Consider the following 20,013-nt stretch of genomic DNA (forward strand, 5'->3'; position numbering starts at 1 on the left):
CAGGCACGCGAGCTTTAGCGGCGAACTGGTCTTGGACGGACCAAGGTTCAGGCACGCGAGCTTTAGCGGCGAACTGATCTTCAACGGACCAAGGCTCAGGCACACGAGCTTTAGCAGCTACGTCTTCAGAGTCTGATAATGTGTTGAATGCTGGCAACGTACTTAATACAATTGTAGATACTAATAAAATTGCAGAGCTTTTTTTCATTCTTTATCACTCCCATTTAATATTAAGTACTTCTTTATACGCGTCTCTAGATTTTTCCGTTATTTGAGCAGACTCTTTATACCGGCCTTGTCTAAAATACATCTTACCCAAATATCCTAAATAATATCCCAAATCATGAAAACTATTTGAGTTTGTAAAACTATTGATTAATTTATTTAATATAATTTCTTCGAATTTATCATCTTCATCGTCTAATAAATAAGTTAACGCTACAAATTCCATGTAAGCGTCTTTGAAAATAGCGTTTGACGGTGAATCTATTCGCAGTTCTTTAGCTTTAACAAGTTGTTGTCCAACTGCCGCTATTTCTTTGGCTTTAGATTTATCACCCAGTTCCAAGTGACTTTTAATTAATACACAGTGGGCAGAAATGCTATCAGCAATATATTCATCTGGTATATACTTTAATGAATTATTTAGATGTGGTATAGCTAGTTCATATTGTTGATATATAAAATACGAAAAGCCTAAATTGTATTCAGTAGTAAACTTAAGAATATCAATATCCAATTTACTTCCTATAGTTAAAGCGTTTTTATAATGCTCCATTGAAAGTCTATGATTGCCGAATTGTTCATGAGTAATAGCAATATTTAGATGACATTCCACAATTCGTTTAGGAACGAATTCTTGCTGATAGATTTTTAATGCCATTTCTGAATATTTATAGGATAACTCATGTTCATCACATTTTGTGCTTGAAATTCCTATTGAGTAATAAAGGTCTCCAAGTTCAGCTGGAGAAATCAATTTTGGTACAATTCTTTCAGCAATCAAATAAGTTTTTAACGCATTCTCATAATCATTCAAAATATAATTATAGTTGCCATTATATTTGTGATAGAGGTAATACTGTTCTTGGTCCATAAACTCTTTGAACCGGTCCATCTCTTTTATTTTTTCTTCTGCACTTTCCAGATCGCCGGTGATGATGAAATAGCGGATTTGTTGGATGTCGAATTCAAGTTCGACATCTTCGTCTGCGCGCAGGAGAGGGTGGTTGCAGATGTCTGCGTAATGTTCCATGATTTTGCCTTTATTTTGGGGATGAAGCAATGAGTTTTTAAAGTTTTTCACTAGCACTTTGCCGATTGGATTGTCTTTGGCAGCTAGTGGGATCTCGAGTTTTTTGCACAATGCTTCCAATTCTTTCAGGCCGGGTTCTTTCAGGCCTGTTTCAATTTTTTTCAGTTCTTTTGGAGAGAAAATGCCTGATGCAGTTTCTTCCATGCTGAGCCGTTTTTTCAGCCGGTGATATTTCAGTCGCATTCCAGTGTCCATATCCGCTCTCCTTTCCGTTTGCATGGGCAGTACTTCAATCATCCATGTAGGAGAGTTTTTCTCCACTTGGCCAGGCGGCCCTGGCAAGCGTATATCCGAGAGATTGTTAAGTACGATAATTACCGCCTCCACATCCACATTTTACTTTAATTACATATATTAAATCTATGATAGCATCAATTTTCAAAATAAACTGCTTTTTTATTTCTATAACTCCTGTTTTGAGAAAAAAGGTAAAAAGTGCCTAATGACTAAAATTATACCCAAATCATTACAGTAATTGGACTTACTACTAGTTCTTTTGTTCTACCGAAATAATTTCGTGAAAGTTTAGACAAAGTACAAGGAGGGGTAAGGAAGAATAGTGAAACAGTCAATTCAATCAAACGGGGGGATTATCATGAACTCAACAAATAAAAAGGTGCTAGGAATTGTTTATTCTCAGGAAGACCTCGACCGCAAGCTGCGTCAATTCAACGAACAGGGGTACTCCGCCGAAGAAATCCATGCAGTAGCGGAACATGCGAATGATCTAGATGGCCGTCAAATGGAAGTGGAACAAGCCGGATCGTTCGGGGATAAAATGAAAAGTTTCGTGACAGGGAAAAGTGCGGTCAAGGAATCCATTGATTCCCTCGGCTTGTCAGAAGCGGAGTCGAAACGTTACACCGAAGATGTGGCTAAGGGCGGTATTTTACTATATGTAGAAAATGAACGGAAAGGGATCATCGATGCACTGAAACAAGCGGAAGAAGTGCCCGAGCAGGAGCTGACTGATGCAGAACGCCGTCAGTATATCCAGTCTGTCGATAATAATTACGATGAACAGGAAGACCGGTTCGCCCGCGGGGAAACTTTCCTCCAGGATCCGACATTAGTGAAAGACGAGCGCCACGTTTCATTTACGACTCAGGAAAAACCAGAAGTCGAAAAAGCCAGGGGCGGAACGAGCAAGACCGAAGCGCAAAGCAAAACCAATAAAAAATACAGATGATGCCTTGACCCCGGTCATTTAATGTACCGGGGTTTTACCATGTTCAAAGTCCGTGTATTTGGGAAGCCTGCAATTACCATATAGAATAAACGAAATGTTTTAGTACCGATAATGTGCGGGTAAACAGAAAACAAGACAAGTTAAATCAGGAGGTTTTATGAATGGCACAGACAAACCGTCAATTTGAGATTGTTTATTCGCAGGATGAAATGGAGCGTGCTTTGGAGTCGCTTATTTCAAAAGGCTATCGGAACGAGGATATCCACGTGCTTGCAAATGATAAAAACTTAGTGAATGAAGCCCACGACCGTTATGGTGTGGATTCGAACAAAGCCAATTCATTCGGCAACCGCATCAAAACCCTGTTGACAGGACAAGACACAGCACGTGCTAAGCTAGACGAGTTTGGCGTAGACCGCGACACGGCTGACCATTATGAGCGCGAAATTGAACGCGGTGCGGTCCTTTTGTATACGGATGGCGCACCTAACGGGAATGGAGAAAGCGAACATTTCTCTTCCCATTCTGACGACAACAGCCCAATGGACATGGAGGCAGATGGACGCAATACGGCATTTGCGCCGTTCGGCCGCGATGTTGAACGGGATGGCAGAATGCATGAGGACGAAAAGCTCATCGACAAAGACATCCAAAAGCATGAAGGGCGTCACGATACCGGCGTGGAAGGCATCTATACAACCGATGCCACGCGTGAACAGACGAATAAATCCCAATTGCACAGTAAATCACAGGATTCGCGTTTGAAAGGTGCTGAAATTCACCCGACTAGCGACCGTACCAAGCCATCAGAAGCTGAAAAGCCGGCTGAAAAGCGTATGGAGCATGAGCCGAAACTGGGAGACCGAGACGGTGAAAAGGAATTGAACAGGGAAGATGGGGTGAACCGCCGGCAAGACGAACCTTCCCCGGGAGTCGATCCAAATCTTGGGCCGGCACCGTTTGGACGCGATTCAGAAGAAGAGCATCTCGCTGATACGGAACGCCGCGACGATTTCGAATCAACGAAAAATCCTAGAGACGCTGATGATTTCCATAAAGATGTAGAGAAAAAGACCGGTACACCACCTACGCCGCGTCTATTCTAATAAGAAAAAGGCCGGAGAAATGAAAAAATTTCTCCGGCCTTTTGCATGGATCGAATTATTTTTTATGTTGTGTGCGCGCGATCGTGATTCCTACGAGTGTCCCGATGATTGCTGGAACAAGCCAGCCGATCCCTTGTTGGTAAAGCGGCAAGTAAGAGAAAATCTGTGTGATTGCAGGGAATTCGAATCCTGAACTCTTCAATGCATCAACGACACTTACGATGCCTGTCAGAACAAGCGGGATGATATAGACATAAGATTTTTGATAAAACGAATGATCGAAAAACGATAGGATGACAAGGACGATCGCGAGCGGATAAATGGCCAATAACACCGGCAGTGAAATTGCGATCAATTGGGTCAGACCGACATTGGCAATGACGGTTGAAAATCCGGCAAAGATGAATACGTAGACCACATACGGCAATTGCGGGAAGATTTTATTGAAAAACTGGGAAGTCGCTGACACCAGACCGATGGAAGTGGTCAGGCAGGCGAATGTAATCGCGGCAGCCAGAATGATGCCGCCGATTTCGCCATACAGGACGCGTGAAGCAAGCGCAATCACTTCACCCCCGTTTTCTTGCATGCCAATAGCTTCTACACTGGTCGCCCCGATATAGCTGAGGGAAAGGTAAACCAGCGACAAACCGGCTGCTGCGATGAATCCAGCATAGGCAGTCGTTTTCAGGATGGTGTTCTTGTTTTCGACGCCCTTCGCTCGGATGGACTGGATAATGACAATCCCGAACACCAGCGCGGCAATTGCATCCATCGTCAAATATCCTTGGAGGAAGCTTTCGAAAAACGCTTCCGTATCATAATTTCCTACAGGTGCACCGATTGGGCCCATTGGTGTCACGAAGCTTTTGATAGCTAAAAAACCGATGACGACGATAAGGATCGGTGTCAGGATTTTGCCGATGCGGTCCACAAGCTTGGTCGGATTCAATGCAAACAGCACTGTTATGACAAAGAAAATAAGGGTGAATAGAAATAATGACCAGAACGATGCTGCCATTTCAGCGGACAAAAAAGGCGCAGTGCCAATTTCGAAGGCGACAGTGGCTGTTCGGGGAATGCCAAAAAATGGCCCGATAGCCAAATAGACGACCATCGTGAAAACGATGCCGAAGACCGGGTGGACCCGGCCGGCAATCGACTGCAAGTCTCCGCCAGCTTTTGCGATGGCCAGTATGCCCAAGAGCGGCAAGCCGACGCCCGTCAGCAGAAAACCGATAATGGCAGGCAGCAATTGTTCACCTGCCAATTGGCCGAGATAGGGGGGGAAGATTAAATTTCCGGCACCGAGAAAAAGTGCGAAAAGCATAAGTCCAATGGTTAAAGTTTCAGAGTTTGTAAGCGTTTTCTTGTTCATAGGAGTTCTCCTTTTAAATTAAGCATAGCCACACAAGGACTTATTATAACTGAATTCGCGCAGTTATGAAAATTAAAATTTGGAAATAAAAAAACCCGGCAATTTAGCCGGGTTACATGTGCTTATTTGTCTTTATTAAAGCCTTCTTTAAACTTGCCGACGGTATCCTGCACCTTGCCTTTTGTTTTGTCGGATTTGCCTTCAGCTTGCATGTCCGGATTATCGGTCGCATTCCCGACCTGGTCTTTCAATTCGCCTTTGCCTTTGCTGACGGCACCTTTCAACTTATCTGAGAAACCTTCTTTATCAGCCATTTGAATGCCTCCTTTAAAATATCCTTACAGCTTATATTGCCTATCCTGAAGTTTATAAACCTCCTGTATAACATAAAGAGCTCCCCGATGCTGGCAGCGGGGAGCAGGAGTTTATGATTTTAAAGGTTGTTCGTTAAGTGTTTCTTTTGCTTTTTCCTGGACTGAAATGCATAAATCCTGTTCCGCTAACCGTTTTAGTGTGGTCAAAGGGGTGGCTGCATTGGCGGCGACGCCTTTCCGGACTTCGGGGTGTTGATCGAGCGACAAGTCTACGAGCAGCCCTTCACAATTGATCGAACGTGCAAGCTCTGCCCGTTTATGGAAATCCATTTTTAATACAGCTGCTTCGTCATAAGGCGACCATTCTTTCTTAGATGCATAAAATAGAAGATTGCTGTCCATATTTCGCACTCCCGCTCAAATTAGTATGATGTTCGTCATTCATGGTTTTATTATAGCATATTATGGATATAATACTATAAAAGTGCCTATTAATTCTGAAAATTAGCAAAAAATTTTATCGTCTGGACCAAAAGCTCTATGCTGATGATTATTCTTGTAAAAGCGCTGGAGCCGGAAACTTTTTCTTTATGAAAGCCGTCTATAAATGTAAGGGAAAATAGAAGGTGGTTATATATCAGGCTGTCGAGAAAGGTAAGAAGTCGTATTTTCCGAAGCTTATCGCTCGCTTTCCGTGGGGCGGGAATCGAGCCTCCTCAGCCGCTATCGCGACCTGCGGGGTCTCTCAAACCCGCTGGTCCCACAGGAGTCGAGCAAACGCTTCTCCAAATACTAAGCTAGATTTTTGATTTTTAAATGTCAAAACGTAGTTACTTTTTTAAAAGTTTAGTAGATTTTAGACTTATTCAACACTCTGATATATATTACTTTCTTTTTCTATCGGCCATGCTATAATAATGCTGGATATGTATGCAAAATGAGAGTTTTTTAAGGAGGAAGGACATGCTATACCTTACACTGGTTGTGGCATTCATCGCTTCGATTCTCCTGACACCCCTTGTGAAGAGATTGGCATTTCGCATCGGGGCAGTGGATCGGCCCAATTACCGAAAAGTACACGCAAGGATCATGCCGCGTTTAGGCGGATTAGCCATATTTGGATCATTTTTGATCGCTTACCTTTTCCTTCAACCAAAGGATCCGGTATCAGCGGCATTTGAGTCGACGCTGATCCCGATTGAAACAGCTATCATCATCGGCGCGTTTTTGATCATCGTGACGGGCGTCTTGGATGATATGCTCGAAATTACAGCAAAAGCCAAAATGCTCGGGCAACTGGCCGCGGCCAGTGTTGTCGTCATTGGCGGAGGGCTCGAAATATCTTTCATTAACTTGCCGTTCGGCGGCGTTTTGGATTTCGGCTACTTCAGCATTCCGCTGACGATCATTTGGATTGTGGGTATCACCAATGCCATCAACTTGATTGACGGGCTTGATGGCCTGGCTGCTGGAGTTTCAACCGTTGCGCTATTGACGTTGACGGCGATGGCTTTTATCATGGGCGACGTTTTCGTCATGTCGACAGCTGCCATTCTTGCCGCCAGCTCCATCGGTTTCCTATTCTATAATTTTCACCCAGCGAAAATTTTTATGGGGGACACAGGGGCGTTGTTCCTTGGCTTCATGATTTCTGTACTCGCATTGATGGGTTTCAAAAACGTGACAGTCGTTGCCTTGATCATTCCGATCATCATGCTTGGCGTGCCGATTTCGGATACGTTCTTTGCCATCGTGCGCCGCGTGCGTGAAAAGAAATCCATTTCAGAAGCAGATAAATCGCATTTGCACCATTGCTTGCTGAATATCGGTTTCTCGCATAGCCAGACGGTCCTGATTATTTACGGCATTTCCGCATTATTCGGTCTTGCAGCTTTGCTATTCTCCCAAGCGACATTGTGGGGAGGTATCCTGCTGATCGGCGTCATGCTTCTGGCGATTGAATTGTTCGTCGAAGTTGTGGGGCTGGCAGGGAAGAATTACCGCCCATTGATCAATTTAGTAAGAATGATAGGGAAGTAAAAAGCGGCTGCGGCCGTTTTTATATTTTGGGCAGGATCATATAACGCAAAAAAACTGGCAACCGTTACGGTTGCCAGTTTTTATGTTCATCTTCGTGGTCCGATCCAGGAGCTGGAAAAGCCTGCTCGGTGAGGTCGTCTTCATTCAATGAAAGGTTGGAAGTGTCGGGTTTTAAACCGAGGTGGCTTTGGAGAATATCTTTCAGCTCTTCAAGCGATTCTTCATCGGGCATATAATAGTAAATGCCCGTCGACATGTCATCGTAACCTTGAACACTCATCGTCTCCACGTCTGGTTTGCCATTTTTCGCATATTCGAAGAATGCCTGCATATCTCGAAAGCTCATATTGGTTTTCATATTGTCCCCGACTGCGTCGATGACATTGCCGTATTTGCTGATAGATCCTGCCGACAAGGCTTTATCCATGATCGATTCAAGAATCATTTGCTGGCGCTTGCCGCGTTCAATATCATTGTCATAGTAACGGGTTCTGGCGAGGGCCAATGCTTCACTGCCATTGAGCTGCTGCATTCCTTCTTCGAGTTCAATCGCATTATGCGAATCCGTTTCATCTTTTTCTTTCAAATCATATGGAACTTCTGCCGTAATTCCGCCGAGCGCATCAACGACATCGACGAAAGCATCGAAGTTCATTGTCATATAATAATCAACTGGCACATCCAACAGCCCTTCGACGCTTTCAATTGTAGAGCGTGGGCCGTTCAGTGCGTAAGCATGGGTGATTTTGTCTTCATAGCCCGAATCCGGAATGAAGGTGTACGTATCACGCGGAATGCTGACTAGCTTCACTGATTTGTCTTCATTGTTCAATGTTGCCAGCACTAATGCATCGGAACGGATATTGTCGCTGCTTTGGTCCCGAGCGGCACTATCGTCGATGCCGATGAACAAAATCGAAATATTATCGTTCAGCGGTTCGACTTGTTCATCGCGGAGATCGGATTTGTCGCGCCCATCTGCGGACTCGTATGCGTTGTTCGCGGCAAACTCGGCTTTTTTCACGAGCCAAATGCCAAAGGCGGATAAACTGATCAACAAAGAGACGGCCAGGATGGCAGAAATCTTGATGATCTTCCGCCGGCGGCTGGACTTTGCCTCCCGTTTCATTTTTCTACTCATTATAGTTGCTCCTCTAAAGGGGATTATGTGCGGCTTTGGTAATAGCCAAGCACATGCATGTGCCATTTCACTAATCTTAAGGGCACAGTGAAATTACGAATTTTCATTTTTTTGTGCTGTGGATATTATACAGTGATTTTTTCCGTGCGTAAATGAAAAGAAACTAAGTACGGGGAAATTCGAGGAATTCCGTGTGGGCTGACTCTATTTCAGCTTGCCCGTTCGTCAATTCATTGACCCAATCGATAAACTGTTGTTCTTTTTCGACTGGCACATGTATGGACAGTACCACTTCATCAGAATAATCGATTCCTGCTAACGGATAATCCGACTGGCGGATTTCATTTTCGATTTTGCCGAGCCATGTATAATCGATGGACACCTTCATCAAATGGTGCAGCCGCCGTTCCACCACGCCGCTAGCGGCAATCGCTTCCGATGCGGATTTTCCGTAAGCACGGATCAAGCCGCCGCCTCCCAGTTTAATGCCGCCATAATAGCGCGTCACCACCAGCACGGTATCCTTTAAGCCTTGTTTTTTCAGCACTTCCAGCATAGGGACGCCCGCCGTTCCGCTCGGTTCCCCGTCATCGTTCGCTTTTTGGATGGAATCGTGCTCGCCGATGATGTAAGCTGAACAATTATGGGTAGCCTGGCGGTGTATCGATTTGATGGATTCGATGAAAGCGATCGCTTCAGCCTCCGTTTCAGCCCTTGCCGCATGTCCGATGAAACGGGACTTATTTATGAGTATTTCTGCACTGGCAGAAGAACCTACTGTTATGTAATTTTCTCGCATTTTTACTCCCCCTGTTGTAAAATGAAATCAGATAATTTGTAATGTATTCTTAATATGCTGTTGCGTATATAGTGATATACTTGTTAAAGCCCTTAAGGCGAAAGAAACATGGAAACGGATGGTTACAGTAAGTATAGCTAAGGCGGTTTTAGAATGGCAAAGAAAAGCGATGGAACTTCATTAGATTCCATCTTTGACGAGCTGGTCGCAAAGATGGACCAGTCGAAACAGGATATTTTCGCCATTAGCGAAGAAAGTCGCCGCAGCTATGAACAGATGAAGGACGAATTGGAGAATGTCAGGGCGAACATCAGCCGCATCATCGCGGAAGGCGACACACTTGAAGAGCGGACCCGCTCGGCAAGGAGGAGACTCGCAGAACTATCGGGTTCATTCGAGTCTTTCACTGAAAGCCAGGTTCGCGAAGCTTTTGAGTTGGCCAACGAACTGCAAGTCCAATTATCCTTGAACCGCGCCGAAGAAAAAAAGTTTCGTCAAAAACGGGACCGCCTGCAGCGCAATCTCCAGAAACTGCTCCAGACAATCGAACGTGCAGAGCGGCTGGTCAATCAAATCAATGTGGCGACCAATTATTTGTCGTCGGACCTTGAAGATTTCGGAGATGCGGTCGACAAGTCGAAGAGCAAGCAGGATTATAGTTTGAGAATCATCGAAGCCCAGGAAGAAGAGCGCAAAAGGCTGTCGCGCGAGATCCATGATGGCCCGGCTCAGATGATGGCAAACGTCTTGCTGCGTTCGGATTTGATCGAAAAAACCTACCGTGAAAAAGGTGCGGATAAAGCCTTCAAGGAAATTTCTTCGCTAAAGGATATGGTGCGGCAAGCGCTCACGGAAGTCAGGCGCATCATTTACGACTTGCGGCCAATGGCGCTTGACGATCTCGGGCTCGTCCCGACCTTGAAAAAGTATCTGGAAACGATTGAAGAATATAATCGCGGCGTCCGATTGTCCTTCCATTCCAATGGAAGTGAGGTCCGGCTCCCGAATAATTTTGAAACTTCCATTTTCCGGCTTGTGCAAGAAGCGGTCTCGAATGCGATCCGCCACGGCAAATCGACGGATATCGAGGTCAAGATGGAATGGCTTGCTGAACAAGTGTCGATCATCATTAAAGACAACGGTTCCGGTTTTGACCAGGAAATTGTCAAGGACCAGTCATTCGGCTTGACCGGCATGAGGGAGCGGATTGAATTGATCGGCGGGGAGTTCTTTATCAACTCCACGCTCGGCGAAGGAACGGTGTTAATGTTTCATATCCCGCTGAAGGCGGGTATGTAAGATATGGTATTTTGAGGAGGACGACACAATGACAAAAATTATTATTATTGATGACCACCAATTGTTCCGGGAGGGGGTTAAGCGCATCCTGGACTTCGAAGAATCGTTTGAAGTTGTCGCAGAAGGCGGCGACGGCGAGGAAGTCATCAAACTATACGAAGAACATCAGCCGGATGTCGTGTTGATGGATATCAACATGCCGCAAAAGAACGGTGTCGAAGCTACGGGCGAACTGATCGAGAGATTCCCGGATGCTAAAGTCATTATGCTGTCTATTCACGATGACGAATCGTATGTGACACATGCCCTTAAAACAGGTGCACTCGGCTATATGCTGAAAGAAATGGATGCAGACGCCATCATCCAGGCGATCAAAGTCGTCGCAAAAGGCGGATCATACCTGCATCCGAAAGTGACGCGCAATTTGGTGATGGAGTTCCGCCGTTTGAGCGAACGCGAAAACAAAGGCTCTTTCCACCAGACAGAAATTCGCCGGCCTTACCATTTATTGACAAAACGTGAAAGCGAAGTTTTGCAGCTATTGACGGACGGGCAGAGCAACCGTGTCATCGGCGAAACTTTGTTCATCTCTGAAAAAACAGTGAAAAACCATGTGTCGAGCATTCTGCAAAAAATGCAGGTCAATGACCGTACTCAAGCAGTCGTCACAGCCATTAAAAACGGTTGGGTGGAAGTACGTTAAAAAGCATCCGGCAGCAGCCGGATCAATCGATGCCAAACATGTGAAAAGCGCCGGAAGCTTATGCTTCCGGCGCTTTTTTACATGCGTCCGATGCAGAACTGATAAATCGATGCCGTGACCAGGCAATCCCCGAGCGCATCGTGGGCATTGTGCTCGAGTTCGAGATAGGCGGATAAAGTCGTCAGTTTGTGGTTCGGCGTTTCCGTGATGAATTTGCGGGCCAACCTAACTGTGTCGATGACTTGGTAAGGCGGCACCGGGGTGATGTGCTCAAGCGCATAAAGGAATCCCATATCGAAAGGTGCGTTATGGGCGACGATCGGCAAATCGCCGATAAAGTCGATCAATTGCGGAGCGATTTCCTCGATGACCGGCGCATCTTGGACATCGCCGTTGCGAATGCCGGTGATGCGGGTGATTGTGCTTGAAATCGGCCGTTCTGGATTGATTAATAAATACATCGTGTCTTGTTGGTGGTGGCCGATAAATTTAACCGCTCCGATTTGAATGATTTTATCATCGCCGGCACGCAAGCCGGTCGTTTCAAAATCCAGCACAACATAATCTTCTGCCGGTTCCATTGTCAAATTATATTTTTTCGCTCGTGTAGCGGTTCTTCTTGTCGGATAGGTGCGTGTGTCCTGCATCTTCTGGTTGAGCAAGCGCTCTGCTTCCCATTTTTCCAAACGATCGCCTCCTTAAGGTTTCCTTTCATTGTACATGACAGCGGAAGGAATTGTCCCGTCGCATATTGACACCGTTTCTTCATTGTATTCCGCGCGAGGCTGTGGCAAAATGAGCGCAGGAGGAATGCATCATGAAAAAATGGATAATGGCAACTGGGCTGGTTCTCGCGCTCGCCGGCTGTTCGGGCGAAGAAGATCCGTCGGTCAATGGCAACAGTGCAGAAGACGGCAATGCCACCAATGAAAACAATGCAGTTGAACACGGCATCAAAGACCAAGAAGTAGGATTTACTTTGGACGATGAAGGAGACATCATCGCTGCGGATGTTCCAGAAGATGAAAAGCAGGAACTTCTTGGCGCGTATGAGGAATACATCGCGGCATTCAATGCTGAAGATATGGACCGTTATATGGCGACCATCGCTGAAAACCCGGATGGCTTCGACCGTGAAGAAGACCAGCAGGCATTGAGCGAAGCCTTTGAAAACTACGATACGACATATACGACAAGCGATGAGACGATCGTCAAATACGAAGAAGAACGGGCGGAAGTTTTCGCGACCATCGATGTGGAAATGAATGAAGCCGGAACTGAACAAGGAATGCAGCAATCCGGGCGCCAAGTGGTCGTTTTCAAAAAAGAGCAGGACGACTGGAAAGTAACGAGCTTGCATTTTATCGGAAATCAATAATGGAAAACGTAACGAAGGGCTTTTCCTCGCAGGCAAACTTGCGCCTGTGTCCGGAAAAGCTTTTTTGGATTCGTGCCCATCGATGAAAATGCTGAAAATAGATCCATCGATGGGCCGGAATTTTTTATCTATTGGCAGGCGAGTTTTGGTAAAATAGCAGTGGAGGCTGATTGAAAATGAAAACAGCAATTGTGACAGACAGCACGGCATATATTCCACAGCAGCAAGCAAAAGAAAAAGGCATACATGTAGTGCCTCTACAGATTACATTTGGCGCCGACTCCTATGCGGAAACAGAATTGGATACTGTGGAATTTTACGATAAAGCGCGGGAAGAACTTCCGAAAACCTCTCAGCCGCCTATCGGTGAGTTCATTTCGTTGTATGAAAAGCTTTCAGTGCAACACGAGGAAGTGGTGGCCATTCACCTGTCGAGCGGCATCAGCGGGACGATGGCCGGATCGAAGCAGGCAGGAGACATGACCGAAGACGTGGATGTCCATGTGTTCGATTCTGAAATTGCTTGCGCAGTCCAAGGATTCTACGCGCTAAAAGCAGCGGAACTGGCGGAGCAAGGCATGGGTGCTAAAGGGATCCTGTCAGAACTTGAGGAAATGAAAAAAACCTTGCGTGCGTATTTCATGGTGGAAGATTTACGCCACTTGCAGCGCGGCGGGCGTTTGTCAGGGGCGCAGGCTCTGGTCGGCAGCATGCTCCAGATCAAACCGCTGCTGCATTTCCAGGACAAGCTGATCGTTCCATATGAAAAGATACGCACACGGAAAAAAGCGATGAACCGCATCGCGGAAGAATTGAAAAAAGACTGCGGCAAAGAACCGCTTCAAGCGACGGTCATCCATGCCAACCGGCTCGAAGAAGCGGAAAAATGGAAAGCGGAGCTTGAACTGGCCTGCCCCGATGTGGAATTCACGATTTCCCATTTTGGCCCGGTCATTGGCACGCATTTAGGAGAAGGCGCGATGGGCCTTGGCTGGGCAAAGAAATGACCGGCCAAGGCCTTTCGGCTATAAAAAAGGAGGGAATCCATGCAAGCAATCGAAGCATTTTTAACAGGGCGGATATGGATAAGGCAATTCATTCCGTTTCCGCAAGAACTCATACAAGCAGCAATCGATCAAGGCGACGCAATCGTGGCTAGCGGAATATCGGCTGACGGCCAGTGTGCAAGGTGTTTGGAGACATCACCCGAGTACGTGATTCCTTACACATGCGCAACATGCGGAACTGTGTGCCGCTATTGCCGGGCCTGCATCAAGATGGGGCGCATCAGCAGCTGCACGGAATTGGTTTTATGGCGAACTCCGGCCGTAATAAACGCCCGCCCACGTGCCTTCGGATGGGCCGGAAATTTGACGCCGTTGCAGGAAAGCGCAACAAAAGCCATCTCCGAAAGCATCCATAAGCGAGAAGATCACCTGCTTTATGCGGTCTGCGGTGCCGGCAAAACAGAAATTCTTTTTTTCCCAGTTTACGAAGCGCTGCAAAAAGGATTGCGCATTTGCATAGCTGCACCGCGCACCGATGTCATCCTCGAGCTCTCCCCCCGATTCAAACAAGCATTCCCCGATGCCGTAATCCATACGCTCTACGGAGATAGCCCCGAACAATCCGGCTACGGAGAAATCATCTTAGCCACCACCCATCAATTGCAGCGATTCCAGGAAGCCTTTGATTTACTATTCGTCGATGAAGCGGATGCTTTTCCGTATTCGCTTGACCCATCGCTTGAACGGGCAGTTAAAAAAGCCGGCAAGCGGTCCGCTCCGGTCATCTACATTTCCGCCACTCCATCCCATGCACTCCAAAAACAGATTACCCGACACACCACCATCTTCAGGCGCTATCACGGTGCCCCCCTGCCCGTGCCTGCTTACCGTGCATTATGGAATTATGAACGCCATATCCGAAACGGCAAGATCCCTCCTCCGTTAAAAAAGTGGATAGAAGACAAGCTTCAGAAACAGCAGCCGTTCCTTCTATTCTTTCCGTCGATTCAATTGATCGAGCAAGCAATCCCGCTCCTGCAAAAAATCGATTCGACCATCGCTGCGGTCCACTCCAAAGATCCACAGCGCAAAGAAAAAGTGATGCAATTGAGGGGAGGGGCTTTATCGGGCCTTGCCACGTCCACCATATTGGAACGCGGCATCACCATACCCCATTTGCAAGTCGCAGTCATCGGGGCCGACCACCGGGTATTCGACCGGTCAGCGCTTATCCAAATTGCGGGAAGGGTCGGGCGAAGCGCGACGGACCCTGCTGGTGAAGTCATCTTTTTCCACAATGGCATCACCAGGCAAATGGACGCAGCAAGACAAGAGATTCTTTTCTATAACAAGGAGGGGAAAGCGTGAATTGCTGTTTATGCGACCAAGCCTTGCATTTTGTCCCTTCATGGCGCGGCATCTTCCTTTACGAAGCTCCGGAATTGCTGTGCCAGCCGTGCCGGAATGAGTTTTCGAAGACTGCCGGACAAGGCTGCAAATTTTGCAGCAAGGAAGGCGAAGAGATATGCCGCGATTGCCTGTATTGGGAAGAACATGGCTACCGCGATCTCATCCACTCAGGAAAAAGCCTGTACTGTTACAACGACGCCATGAAAGACTGGTTCCACCAATATAAATTCTTGAAGGATGTGTTATTGGCGCGGGTATTTGCGAAGGATATAAGGGAGGCCTTGGCGCACGAGCGGGCGATGGTCGTGCCGATTCCGCTGAATAACGAAAAGCTGCGCGAACGGAGCTTTTCGCAAGTGGATCAATTGCTGCTGGCGGCGGGCATTCCATACCGTCATCTGCTGGAAAAATACGGTGAAACTTTGGGGGAGAAAACCCGCCAGGAACGGATGGCGACAAAGCAATTGTTTCGATTGAACGGAGAAGCGGTTCCGAAACAGCTCGTGCTGGTGGACGACCTTTACACGACAGGCACGACGATGCGGCAGGCAGCAAAAATTTTACAGGAAGCGGGAGCGGAATCGATCCGCCTCCTTACCTTGATCCGTGCGTAAGCTTGAACAGCCAACTGGCGCATCGGCAATAAAAAAAACAGCTGCATAGCAGCCGTTTGCGTTAATGCTCATAGATCATTTTGCGGGTCATGCCGCCATCGATTGTCAAACATTCGCCGCTGATGAACGAATTGTCCGGATTCGATAAGAACAGGCACGCTCTGGCGATATCGTCCGTGGTGCCGACACGCCCGCTCCAATGCTGCTCATGGTCAACTTTCCGCAACTCTTCCGGGTCGCCGGTATGGATCCAGCCCGGGGCGATGGAATTGACGCGGATGCCTTTTGTGTGGAGGCTTGCAGCAAGCGAATGGCTGAGCGCAAAAATCCCGCCTTTGGAAGCCGAATAGCTTTCCGTCCCTTGTTCGGACATGAAGGCCCTTGTCGACGACATATTGACGATTGACCGGATGTCTTCATCCATATAACGGGCAGCTTCACGGCTGCAGATAAAGACGCTCTTCAAATTCGTATTGAGCACGCGGTCCCAATCTTCTTCCGTCAGTTCCCAAAGCGGCGTGAATTCGGAAATCCCGGCATTGTTGATCAGGACATGGATGCTGCCGTGTGCTTCGTGGATGTCGGAAAAGGCGCGTTCGACTTCCGAAAAGCTCCCTACATCACAGCGGCGGTATTCCACCCCCTCGAGCTCGACTTCTTCAATGTCCAAGCCGATGACGTTTGCGCCTTCTTTTTGGAAATACTGTGCGACGGTTTTCCCGATGCCTTGTGCAGCACCTGTCACTACAATTGTTTTATTTGTAAACATGGGCTTCATCTCCTTGTCACATAGTTTACCTTTTTACTATAGTGCTGAAACTTTTTACGTTTCAAGAAGGATTCGGAAGGGAACAACTAGAAATAGATAGATAGCAAAACAGAAGGAGGAGTTCACATGCTGCAATTCAACATCAGAGGCGAGAATATTGAGGTAACTCCCGCAATACGCGAACACATCGAGAAGAAGGTAGAGAAAATCGAACGCTACTTCACCGATGGGGCGAATGCAACCGCGATGGTCAACTTGAAAACGTATAACCATAACCAAACAAAAGTGGAAGTTACAATTCCAATGAAAAACCTAACACTCCGTGCTGAAGAACGGCACGATGATCTCTATGCAGCGATCGATTTGATCGTTTCAAAACTGGAGCGTCAAATCCGCAAATATAAAACGAAAGTCAACCGCAAATTCCGTGACCGCGAAGGGATGGGCCTGGCATTTGCGGCAGCAGAAAGCGAAGCGCAGAACAATGGTTCTTCGGAATCGGATGATGAGGAAGACTTGAAAATCGTCCGTACAAAACAATTCGACTTGAAACCGATGGACGAGGAAGAGGCGGTGCTTCAGATGAATATGCTCGGCCATAGCTTCTTCGTCTTCACAGACGCTGAGTCGAACGGCACGAACATCGTCTACAAACGGAAAGACGGTTCATATGGATTAATCGAGACAACTTCATAACAATGTAAAAGCCTCCTGTAACGGGAGGCTTTTGTTGTGCTTTATTTTTTGTGAGCGCGATTTACTGAAGTGGGCCACCGACTTGAAAATATAACAAGAATCGCTTCATTTATGTGCTTTTTTGCTATCTGCAAGAAAATGCATTGTTTGCACGCTTTATAGTGCAGTGTTAAAATGAATGGTGAGATTTTTTTTGAAAATGCTGCATATGATGATTAAGATAAACCCAGAGAATGAAAATATGAGCAACAGCGGTTGTTAGGCTGGAATCGGCCGGAATCGCCATGCAGGGAGCGGTTAAACATGCTTGGAGTATTGAATAAAGTATTTGACCCGAACAAACGGGATTTAAAACGATTGGAAAAAGTGGCAGATCAAGTCGAAGCTTTGGCCGACGAATACACGGCCAAGACAGACGAAGCCTTAAAAGCGAAAACAGCTGAATTCACAGCACGTTTCGAGCAAGGCGAGCCGCTCGATGACATGCTGCCTGAAGCATTTGCGACAGTGCGTGAGGCGTCGAAACGCGTGCTTGGAATGTATCCATTCCGCGTGCAGATCATGGGGGCCGCATCGCTTCATCAAGGGAATATTTCCGAGATGAAAACCGGTGAAGGTAAAACCTTGACCTCGACGATGGCCGTCTATTTGAATGCCATCACGAAAAAAGGCGTCCATGTCGTGACCGTCAATGAATACTTGGCGAGCCGCGATGCAGAAGAAATGGGCAAGCTATATAATTGGCTCGGTTTGACGGTCGGACTCAACGTCAACAGCCTGACGAAAGAACAAAAACGTGAAGCCTATCAAGCGGATATCACCTATAGCACGAACAACGAGCTTGGCTTTGATTATTTGCGTGACAACATGGTCCTGTATAAAGAAGATATGGTCCAGCGCCCGCTTCATTTTGCCGTTATCGATGAAGTCGATTCGATCCTCATCGATGAAGCACGGACGCCATTGATCATTTCGGGGCAAGCGGCGAAGTCTGCCCAGCTCTATATGCAAGCGAATGCATTCGGCCGCCTGCTGCAAAAAGATACGGATTACGCGTATGATGAAACAACGAAAGGCGTCGTATTGACGGAAGAAGGCATTGAAAAAGTCGAGAAAGCTTTCAGCATCGACAATTTATTCGATTTGACCCATGTGCGCCTAAACCACGCAATCAATCAATCGCTGAAAGCGCACGTCACGATGCAAAAAGATGTCGACTACGTCGTGCAGGACGGCGAAGTAGTCATTGTCGACCAATTCACCGGCCGTCTCATGAAAGGCCGCCGCTATTCGGATGGGCTTCACCAGGCGATCGAAGCGAAAGAAGGCCTCGAAGTCCAGAACGAATCGATGACGATGGCCACGATCACGTTCCAGAACTATTTCCGGAAATACGAAAAACTTTCCGGTATGACCGGTACGGCGAAAACGGAAGAAGAAGAGTTCCGCAATATCTACAATATGAACGTCATCTCCATTCCGACGAACAAGCCGATTATCCGTGACGACCGCGTCGATTTGATTTATGCGACAACGGAAGGCAAGTACAAAGCAGTTTCCGAAGACATTATCGAGCGCCATAAAAAAGGGCAGCCGGTTCTTGTCGGTACCGTAGCGATTGAAACGTCCGAAATCATTTCTGCCTATTTAACCAAAAAAGGCATCAAGCATTCGGTCTTGAATGCGAAGAACCACGCCCATGAAGCTGAAATCATCCTCGATGCCGGCCAAAAAGGCGCCGTCACGATTGCCACCAATATGGCAGGCCGCGGAACGGACATCAAATTGGGTGAAGGCGTCATCGAAGCAGGCGGGCTCGCGGTCATCGGTACTGAACGCCACGAATCCCGCCGCATCGATAACCAGCTGCGCGGACGTTCCGGTCGCCAGGGAGATCCCGGCGTGACGCAATTCTATCTATCGCTTGAAGATGACCTGATGCGCCGCTTCGGTTCGGATTCCATGCGCAATATGATGGGCAAATTGGGAATGGACGATTCCCAGCCGCTTCAATCCCGCATGGTGACGCGTTCTGTCGAATCTGCCCAAAAACGGGTGGAAGGCAATAACTTCGATGCGCGGAAACGCCTTTTGCAATATGATGATGTGTTGCGTGAACAGCGTGAAATCATCTATAAAGAGCGGATGGAAGTGCTCGAGACCGGCAATATGCGCGAACTTGTCGACAATATGATCGACAACTCGATCGGCCGCATGGTCGCAAGCTATACAACGGCGGAGAAGCCGGAAGAGTGGCATTTGAAGTCGTTGACGGAAGTGATTTCTGCCAATCTCTTGCCGGAAGATACAATCACCGAACAAGATCTGGAAGGCAAGACGCAAGAACAGATCATCGAATATGTGCGTGCAAAAGTAACAGCGCATTATGACGAAAAAGAAGTGGAAATGACGCCTGAACGTATGCGTGAATTCGAGAAAGTGGTTCTCTTGCGTTCGATCGATACAAAATGGATCGACCACATCGACGCAATGGACCAATTGCGCCAAGGGATTCACTTGCGAGCATACGGACAGAACGATCCGCTTCGCGAATACCAGAACGAAGGCTTTGCCATGTTCGAAGCGATGATTGAGGCGATTGAAGACGACGTGGCGAAATATGCCATGAAAGCGGAAATCAAGAACAATCTCGAACGTGAAGAAGTGGCGAAAGGCCAAGCGGTCAATCCGAAGGAGGGCGGCCAAGCCCCTCGCAAGAAGAAAGAACCCGCCCGCAAGGAAATGGAAGTCGGTCGCAATGACCTATGCCCATGCGGCAGCGGCAAGAAATTCAAGAACTGCCACGGGGCAGCTTCGTAAACAGTTGTTTATTGCCGAAGAGCAAAAGCTCTTCG

At 47.2% G+C, this 20,013-nt stretch carries 19 protein-coding genes; 11 read left to right on the forward strand and 8 right to left on the reverse strand.

Features of this window, described 5'->3' with window-relative positions; translation table 11 throughout:
- Positions 1-214: 214 nt before the first annotated feature.
- Entirely contained in the window at positions 215-1,510 is a 1,296-nt protein-coding gene (locus AB9R92_RS14370) for a transcriptional regulator (RefSeq protein ID WP_370670144.1), read from the reverse strand.
- A gap of 400 nt (positions 1,511-1,910) precedes the next feature.
- On the opposite strand from AB9R92_RS14370, the gene AB9R92_RS14375 reads away from it, so the two are divergent.
- Together AB9R92_RS14375 and AB9R92_RS14380 are read left to right on the forward strand one after the other, a co-directional pair.
- Positions 1,911-2,504, forward strand: coding sequence for a general stress protein (locus AB9R92_RS14375; protein ID WP_370670145.1), 594 nt, complete (start codon positions 1,911-1,913; stop codon positions 2,502-2,504).
- A gap of 161 nt (positions 2,505-2,665) precedes the next feature.
- Positions 2,666-3,610: a YflT domain-containing protein gene (locus AB9R92_RS14380; protein ID WP_370670146.1), complete on the forward strand. Its 945-nt coding sequence runs from the start codon at positions 2,666-2,668 to the stop codon at positions 3,608-3,610.
- 55 nt (positions 3,611-3,665) lie between these two features.
- Here AB9R92_RS14380 and brnQ read toward each other — a convergent pair whose 3' ends face one another.
- The 3 genes from brnQ to AB9R92_RS14395 all read right to left on the reverse strand — a co-directional run bounded on the left by brnQ (position 3,666) and on the right by AB9R92_RS14395 (position 5,704).
- Entirely contained in the window at positions 3,666-4,988 is a 1,323-nt protein-coding gene (brnQ, locus tag AB9R92_RS14385) for a branched-chain amino acid transport system II carrier protein (protein ID WP_370670147.1), read from the reverse strand.
- Between the two features lie 122 nt (positions 4,989-5,110).
- Complete coding sequence (locus AB9R92_RS14390; protein WP_370670148.1) at positions 5,111-5,302, reverse strand: CsbD family protein; 192 nt, start codon at positions 5,300-5,302, stop codon at positions 5,111-5,113.
- 111 nt (positions 5,303-5,413) lie between these two features.
- Positions 5,414-5,704: a hypothetical protein gene (locus tag AB9R92_RS14395; RefSeq protein ID WP_370670149.1), complete on the reverse strand. Its 291-nt coding sequence runs from the start codon at positions 5,702-5,704 to the stop codon at positions 5,414-5,416.
- A gap of 561 nt (positions 5,705-6,265) precedes the next feature.
- Here AB9R92_RS14395 and AB9R92_RS14400 point away from each other — a divergent pair.
- Entirely contained in the window at positions 6,266-7,342 is a 1,077-nt protein-coding gene (locus tag AB9R92_RS14400; RefSeq protein ID WP_370670150.1) for a glycosyltransferase family 4 protein, read from the forward strand.
- Positions 7,343-7,406: 64 nt separating this feature from the next.
- On the opposite strand, the gene AB9R92_RS14405 is transcribed toward AB9R92_RS14400, so the two are convergent.
- Positions 7,407-8,483, reverse strand: a complete 1,077-nt coding sequence (locus AB9R92_RS14405; protein ID WP_370670151.1) for an LCP family protein — start codon at positions 8,481-8,483, stop codon at positions 7,407-7,409.
- A gap of 163 nt (positions 8,484-8,646) precedes the next feature.
- Positions 8,647-9,282, reverse strand: a complete 636-nt coding sequence (locus tag AB9R92_RS14410; protein ID WP_370670152.1) for a YigZ family protein — start codon at positions 9,280-9,282, stop codon at positions 8,647-8,649.
- 153 nt (positions 9,283-9,435) lie between these two features.
- On the opposite strand from AB9R92_RS14410, the gene AB9R92_RS14415 reads away from it, so the two are divergent.
- Complete coding sequence (locus AB9R92_RS14415; protein WP_370670153.1) at positions 9,436-10,581, forward strand: sensor histidine kinase; 1,146 nt, start codon at positions 9,436-9,438, stop codon at positions 10,579-10,581.
- 28 nt (positions 10,582-10,609) lie between these two features.
- Positions 10,610-11,284: a response regulator transcription factor gene (locus AB9R92_RS14420; protein ID WP_058383351.1), complete on the forward strand. Its 675-nt coding sequence runs from the start codon at positions 10,610-10,612 to the stop codon at positions 11,282-11,284.
- 77 nt (positions 11,285-11,361) lie between these two features.
- Here AB9R92_RS14420 and AB9R92_RS14425 read toward each other — a convergent pair whose 3' ends face one another.
- Positions 11,362-11,970: a 3'-5' exonuclease gene (locus tag AB9R92_RS14425; protein WP_370670154.1), complete on the reverse strand. Its 609-nt coding sequence runs from the start codon at positions 11,968-11,970 to the stop codon at positions 11,362-11,364.
- A 131-nt stretch (positions 11,971-12,101) separates the two neighbouring features.
- On the opposite strand from AB9R92_RS14425, the gene AB9R92_RS14430 reads away from it, so the two are divergent.
- The 4 genes from AB9R92_RS14430 to AB9R92_RS14445 all read left to right on the forward strand — a co-directional run bounded on the left by AB9R92_RS14430 (position 12,102) and on the right by AB9R92_RS14445 (position 15,693).
- A complete protein-coding gene (locus AB9R92_RS14430) occupies positions 12,102-12,662 on the forward strand; it encodes a DUF4440 domain-containing protein (RefSeq protein ID WP_370670155.1) in 561 nt (186 codons plus the stop codon).
- A gap of 176 nt (positions 12,663-12,838) precedes the next feature.
- Positions 12,839-13,669: a DegV family protein gene (locus AB9R92_RS14435; protein ID WP_370670156.1), complete on the forward strand. Its 831-nt coding sequence runs from the start codon at positions 12,839-12,841 to the stop codon at positions 13,667-13,669.
- A 39-nt stretch (positions 13,670-13,708) separates the two neighbouring features.
- Positions 13,709-15,037: an ATP-dependent helicase ComFA gene (locus tag AB9R92_RS14440; protein ID WP_370670157.1), complete on the forward strand. Its 1,329-nt coding sequence runs from the start codon at positions 13,709-13,711 to the stop codon at positions 15,035-15,037.
- Positions 15,034-15,693, forward strand: a complete 660-nt coding sequence (locus tag AB9R92_RS14445; RefSeq protein WP_370670158.1) for a ComF family protein — start codon at positions 15,034-15,036, stop codon at positions 15,691-15,693. Before AB9R92_RS14440 ends, AB9R92_RS14445 begins: the two co-directional genes overlap by 4 nt.
- 61 nt (positions 15,694-15,754) lie before the next feature.
- Here the strand turns inward: AB9R92_RS14445 and AB9R92_RS14450 are convergent, their stop codons facing one another.
- Entirely contained in the window at positions 15,755-16,462 is a 708-nt protein-coding gene (locus AB9R92_RS14450) for an SDR family NAD(P)-dependent oxidoreductase (RefSeq protein ID WP_370670159.1), read from the reverse strand.
- Between the two features lie 126 nt (positions 16,463-16,588).
- Between AB9R92_RS14450 and hpf the strand changes: the two genes are divergently transcribed.
- Together hpf and secA are read left to right on the forward strand one after the other, a co-directional pair.
- The gene (gene hpf / locus AB9R92_RS14455) at positions 16,589-17,158 is read left to right on the forward strand and encodes a ribosome hibernation-promoting factor, HPF/YfiA family (RefSeq protein ID WP_370670160.1); all 570 of its coding nucleotides are present in this window, start codon (positions 16,589-16,591) and stop codon (positions 17,156-17,158) included.
- A gap of 303 nt (positions 17,159-17,461) precedes the next feature.
- Positions 17,462-19,978, forward strand: a complete 2,517-nt coding sequence (gene secA, locus AB9R92_RS14460; RefSeq protein ID WP_370670161.1) for a preprotein translocase subunit SecA — start codon at positions 17,462-17,464, stop codon at positions 19,976-19,978.
- Positions 19,979-20,013: the final 35 nt, after the last annotated feature.

Origin of the sequence: Planococcus sp. SSTMD024, from assembly GCF_041320495.1 — a bacterium.
In the GTDB taxonomy this organism is placed as follows: Bacteria; Bacillota; Bacilli; order Bacillales_A; family Planococcaceae; genus Planococcus.